Here is a 4960-nt window from a genome sequence, read left to right as displayed (position 1 = left end):
GGTACAAGCGCACGTTCAGCGTGCCGGCCGGCTGGGGCGGCAAGCGCGTGAAGCTGAATTTCGGCGCGGTCGACCGCAAGGCCACCGTCTACGTCAACGGCCAGCAGGTCGGCCAGCACAGCGGCGGCTACGACGCGTTCAGCTTCGACATCACGCCCTGGCTGCGCAGCGGCAGCAACGACCTGGTCGTCGGCGCGTTCGACCCGACCACCGGCGATGACATGCTGGGCAAGCAGACGCTGAACCCTGGCGGCATCTTCTACACGCCGAGTTCGGGCATCTGGCAGACGGTGTGGCTGGAGCCGGTCGCGGCACCGCACGTCACGCGGCTCGACATGACGCCGGACGTGGCGAACAACCGGCTGCGCATCGTCGTGCGCGGCAGCAACCTGGGTGGTACCTCGATCGAGGCCGTGGCCTCGACCGGTGGCGCCCAGGTGGGTACGGCCACCGGCAGCGGCGATGTCGAGTTCACCGTGCCGGTGCCGAATGCGCACCTGTGGTCGCCCACCGATCCCTTCCTGTATGACCTGAAGGTCCGCGTGCGCAGCGGCGGCAGCGTGGTCGACGAGGTCGGCAGCTACTTCGGCATGCGCTCGATCGCGATCGGCAATGTCAACGGCGTGCCGCGTCCGCTGCTCAACGGCAAGTTCGTGTTCCAGTACGGCCCGCTCGACCAGGGCTTCTGGCCCGACGGCCTGTACACCGCGCCGACCGACGAGGCGCTGAAATCCGACCTGGTGGCCATCAAGGACCTGGGCTTCAACATGGTCCGCAAGCACATCAAGGTCGAGCCGCAGCGCTGGTTCTACTGGGCCGACAAGCTGGGCATCCTGGTCTGGCAGGACATGCCGCATGCCTGGGACGCCGAGACCAGCGCCGCGGTGCGCGCCAAGGTGGAGGCCGAAGACCGCGAGATCGTCGACGAGCACCGTTCGTCGCCGTCGGTCATCACCTGGGTGATCTTCAACGAGAGCTGGGGCGACTTCGACATGGTCCGCATGGCCGGCGTCTTCAAGGGCTGGGACCCGAGCCGCCTGATCGACACCCACTCGGGCATCAACTTCGCCCCGGGCGACCAGGGGGCTGGCGACCTGATCGACAACCACGACTACCCGGGCCCGAGTGCGCCGGCCTGGCAGCCGAACCGGCTGTCCGTGCTGGGCGAGTTCGGCGGCAACGGGCTGCGCGTGGACGGCCACATGTGGAACCCGGCCTCGACCTGCTGCTACAACCTCTACCCCGACTCGACGACGCTGACCAACGTCTACCTGCAACAGGTGGAAGGATTGCGCGAGCTGGTGTCTTCCCGCGGCCTGAGTGCCGCGGTGTACACCGAGATCTCGGACGTCGAGGACGAGTTGAACGGGTTCCTGACCTATGACCGCCAGGTCAGGAAGATGGACTTCGCGCAGGTCCGGGCGGCGCACCAGGCGCTGATCGACGGCGTGCCCTTCCTGCGGCGCGGCACCTCGTACTCGTTGCGCACCGTGACGCCGGGCGTGACCAACCGCTTCATCCGCCACGCCAACAGCCTGGGCGTGACCGAGGTGGTCGATGCCGCCAGCAGCGAGCTGCTGAAGAAGGACGCGTCGTGGAAGGTGGTCAACGGGCTGGGCGACGCGAGCTGCCTGTCCTTCGAGTCGGTCAACCAGCCGGGGCAGTTCCTGCGCCACCAGGCCTTCCGCCTGCGCATCGACCCGAACGACAACAGCGCGCTGTTCAAGGCCGACGCCACGTTCTGCGCCCGCAAGGCGCTGGACGGCAACGGTGGCATCTCGCTCGAGTCGAAGAACAACCCGGGCTACTACATCCGGCATGCCAACGCGGAGGTCTGGCTGAACCCGTTCCAGGACACCAGCCTGTTCCGCGCCGATGCGTCGTGGTCGCCGCAGGCCGGCTGGTGGCGCAGCAGCGTGGTGGTGGCGCCGAACACCGTGCATTCGCTGCGCGTGCTGACGCCGGGCTACGACAACCGCTACGTGCGTCACCAGGATGCGCTGGCCTTCACCGAGGTGGTGACGGCCGCGAGCGACAGCACGCTGAAGGCGGACGCGAGCTGGCGCATGGTGCCGGGGCTGGCCGATGGCAGCTGCTACTCGTTCGAGTCGCGCAACTTCCCGGGCGAGTACCTGCGCCACAGCAACTCGCGGGTGCGGCGCGACGCGCTGCAGGCCGGCGACCTGTACCGTGCCGATGCCACCTTCTGCGCGCAGGGGACGGCCGACGGCAGCGCGGGGACCCGCTTTGCGTCCTACAACTACCCGGGGCGCTACCTGCGCCACTACGCGGCCGAGGTGTGGATCGCCGATGGCATCGGCGGCTCGGCGTGGAACACGTCGGGCAGCTTCGATGCCGACACGCGCTGGGCGGTGGAGAACGCCTGGGCCCCTTGATGCGGTGGGGGCGGGCAGTCAACTAAACTGCCCGCCCGACCGACGAGGAGCGCCAGCGCATGAAGCCGAAGCCGTTTTCGATGATCCGCGAGTTCCACCTGGCGGACTGGTTCACGCTCGGCAATGCCGTGTCCGGCACCGGCGCGCTGTTCTCGATGATGTCCTACCTCGCGACGGCGAACGTCGTGCACATCCACTTCGCCTGCGGCCTGGTGATCGCCGCGCTGGTGTTCGACATCCTCGACGGCCRCGTCGCGCGCTGGCGCCAGAAGGCGTCGGCGCTGGGCCGCGAGCTCGATTCGCTGGCCGACGTGATCTCGTTCGGCGTCGCGCCGGCGATCATCGCCTACGGCTGCGGCATGCGTGGCCTGTACGACCGCATCGTGCTGGCGTACTTCGTCGCCTGCGGCGTGTCGCGCCTGGCGCGCTACAACGTCACCGCCGAGGCGCTGTCGGACGACAGCGGCAAGGTCACGCACTTCGAAGGCACGCCGATCCCGACCTCGATCGTGCTGGTGCTGATGCTCGCGGCGGCCGCCTCGGCCGGCGCGCTCGGCCCGAACCTGTGGTTCGGCGAGGTGATGGTCGGCGAACACTACTTCCACCCGCTGGTGCTGCTGTTCGGGCTCTCCGGCTCGCTGATGATCAGCCGGATCCGGATTCCGAAGCCGTGAACGGCTGGTTCAGGTGAGAACCTGCAAGCCGTGTTTGCGCACGATCGAGAGCAACTTGAGCGCCATGCCGCTGGGGCGTTTGGTGCCAGCCTCCCACTTCTGTACGGTCGATTCGCTGGTGTTCAGGTAGAGCGCGAATACCGGTTGGCTGACGTGGGCGCTTTCGCGGATGCGCTTGATCTGGATCGGGCTGATGGCCGGCGGCGCTGACACGCAGGTTTCGTCGAATTGACGCATCGTTGCCTTGTCGATGGCTCCAATCTGCCTGAGCGCGCTCGCGGATTGATGGATGGCCTCGAAGGCATCGCTTTTGAATTTACGCTTTGTCGGCATTGCAAATCTCCACAAACTGTCCGCTCGCGATCAACTCAGTCACTTGTGATTCATCCAACGCGGCGTAGACGCGAGCGAGCTTCCTGAATGCCGCCAGCTCCTCATCACTGATGTTCGCGCGGTCGCTCTTTGCAAAGAGGAATTCGAACACCCAACGACGACCGCCTTTCGCCAGAAGGATGGATCGGTGCAGGTTGTCGTTGAGTCGCTTCTTGAATACCCCTGCACCGAGATCCTCTGCCTGGCCTCGCATCGCCTGCAGCACGGCAGCACACAAATCGGTATCGGGAATCTTCGATTTGCTGGCTGCCTTTGCAAACCAGGCGGTCTTGAAGACCTGCGACGAGGTGACGGGCATGAAAGTCTAGCACTGGGTGCTACTTTGAAGTAGAAGGGCATCGGTGGCGGGACGGCGTTGCAAGCTATCAAATCGCGCCCGTTGTCATGTCCTCATTTCCTTCACCTTCCGTGCACTCAGTTCACTTTCCTGCGCCGCTTCGTGCCACTCAGCTCATGCGGCTCCAGGAAGTACGCCGCATTCCCCGCCGCCCGCTCCACCACCAGGTCAATGAAGGCCCGAACGCGGGCCGGTTGCGCGATGCGGCTGCCGTAGTACAGGTACAGGCTCAGGTGCTCGGCCACATGCTCGGTCAGCACCGGCACCAGCTGGCCGCTGCGCACCAGCGGCGCGGCGGTCACGCCCACCAGCTGGCCGATCGCATGGCCTGACAGCACCGCGTTCGCCTCCAGCTCGACATCGTTGGTGCACAGCACCGGCGCGAAATCGCGCGCGACGATCTCGGCGCCGACCTTGAACTCCCACGGCATCACCTTGTTGGTCGCCGGATGCCGGAAGCCGCTGCAGCGGTGCTGCGCCAGGTCGTCGATGTGCCGCGGCGTGCCGTACCTCGCCAGGTAACCCGGCGTCGCACACACCACCAGCTGCAGCGGAAACAGCCGGCGCGAGATCACGCCGTCGGCCGGCGGCGTGCCGGCGCGGAAGCCGACGTCGACACGGTCCTCGACCCAGTTGCCCAGGCGATCGTCCAGCTGCACGTCGGGCTCGATGTCGGGATGCCGCTCGCAGAACTCCGCCAGCACCGGCCACAGCACCGGCAGCATCAGCGAGCGCGTCGCGACGATGCGCAGCGGCCCGGCGATCTCGTCGCGCCCGCGCCGCGCACCGTGCAGCGCCCGCTGCAGTGTTGCCAGCCCCGGCTGCGCCGCGTCGAGGAACTGCTGCCCTTCCTCGGTCAGGCTGAGCCGCCGCGTCGTGCGGTGGATCAGCCGCACCCCCAGGTGCCCCTCGAGCTGCGCCAGCGCCTGGCTCGCGGCCTGCGGCGTGATCGCCTGCGCCGTCGCGGCCTGGCGCAGGCTGCCCAGCTCGACCGCCTTGACGAAGGTGGCGATGGCGCGGAGTTCGTTGAAGGCCATGGTCGATTCTCACGATCTGCTTGCGGATGAAACCATTGATTGTGGGCTAGTTGACTTGCAATCGCTTGCCTAGAGTTCGCTCACTCCATCACCTCCGCAAGGACATCGCCATGAGCTCCACTT

Annotated in this window: 5 protein-coding genes; 2 read left to right on the top strand and 3 right to left on the bottom strand. The window is 66.8% G+C overall.

All coding sequences use genetic code 11. The features are described from left to right. The coding region (locus AC1D15_RS17845) for an AbfB domain-containing protein (protein WP_477827034.1) at window positions 1-2396 on the top strand (2396 nt) is incomplete at its 5' end. A gap of 59 nt (window positions 2397-2455) precedes the next feature. Continuing rightward, the gene (gene pssA, locus AC1D15_RS17840) at window positions 2456-3070 is read left to right on the top strand and encodes a CDP-diacylglycerol--serine O-phosphatidyltransferase (RefSeq protein ID WP_477827033.1); all 615 of its coding nucleotides are present in this window, start codon (window positions 2456-2458) and stop codon (window positions 3068-3070) included. 9 nt (window positions 3071-3079) lie between these two features. On the opposite strand, the gene AC1D15_RS17835 is transcribed toward pssA, so the two are convergent. The 3 genes from AC1D15_RS17835 to AC1D15_RS17825 all read right to left on the bottom strand — a co-directional run bounded on the left by AC1D15_RS17835 (window position 3080) and on the right by AC1D15_RS17825 (window position 4837). After that, window positions 3080-3403 (bottom strand): helix-turn-helix domain-containing protein, encoded by a 324-nt coding sequence (locus tag AC1D15_RS17835; RefSeq protein WP_047506577.1) that lies wholly within the window; start codon window positions 3401-3403, stop codon window positions 3080-3082. Next, window positions 3387-3761 (bottom strand): type II toxin-antitoxin system RelE/ParE family toxin, encoded by a 375-nt coding sequence (locus AC1D15_RS17830; RefSeq protein ID WP_477827032.1) that lies wholly within the window; start codon window positions 3759-3761, stop codon window positions 3387-3389. The genes AC1D15_RS17835 and AC1D15_RS17830 overlap by 17 nt, the downstream gene beginning before the upstream one ends. Window positions 3762-3877: 116 nt before the next feature. Continuing rightward, complete coding sequence (locus AC1D15_RS17825; protein ID WP_477827031.1) at window positions 3878-4837, bottom strand: LysR family transcriptional regulator; 960 nt, start codon at window positions 4835-4837, stop codon at window positions 3878-3880. Window positions 4838-4960 lie beyond the last annotated feature (123 nt).

The sequence above is a fragment of the Rhizobacter sp. P2_H2 genome, from assembly GCF_056403375.1.
This window is presented reverse-complemented; position numbering and strand designations above follow the sequence as displayed.

Excerpts from the sequence above, each read along its gene's own strand:
- AC1D15_RS17835 (WP_047506577.1), bottom strand. The coding sequence starts at position 3,403 with ATGCCGACAAAGCGTAAATTCAAAAGCGATGCCTTCGAGGCCATCCAT.
- AC1D15_RS17830 (WP_477827032.1), bottom strand. The coding sequence starts at position 3,761 with ATGCCCGTCACCTCGTCGCAGGTCTTCAAGACCGCCTGGTTTGCAAAG.
- AC1D15_RS17825 (WP_477827031.1), bottom strand. The coding sequence starts at position 4,837 with ATGGCCTTCAACGAACTCCGCGCCATCGCCACCTTCGTCAAGGCGGTC.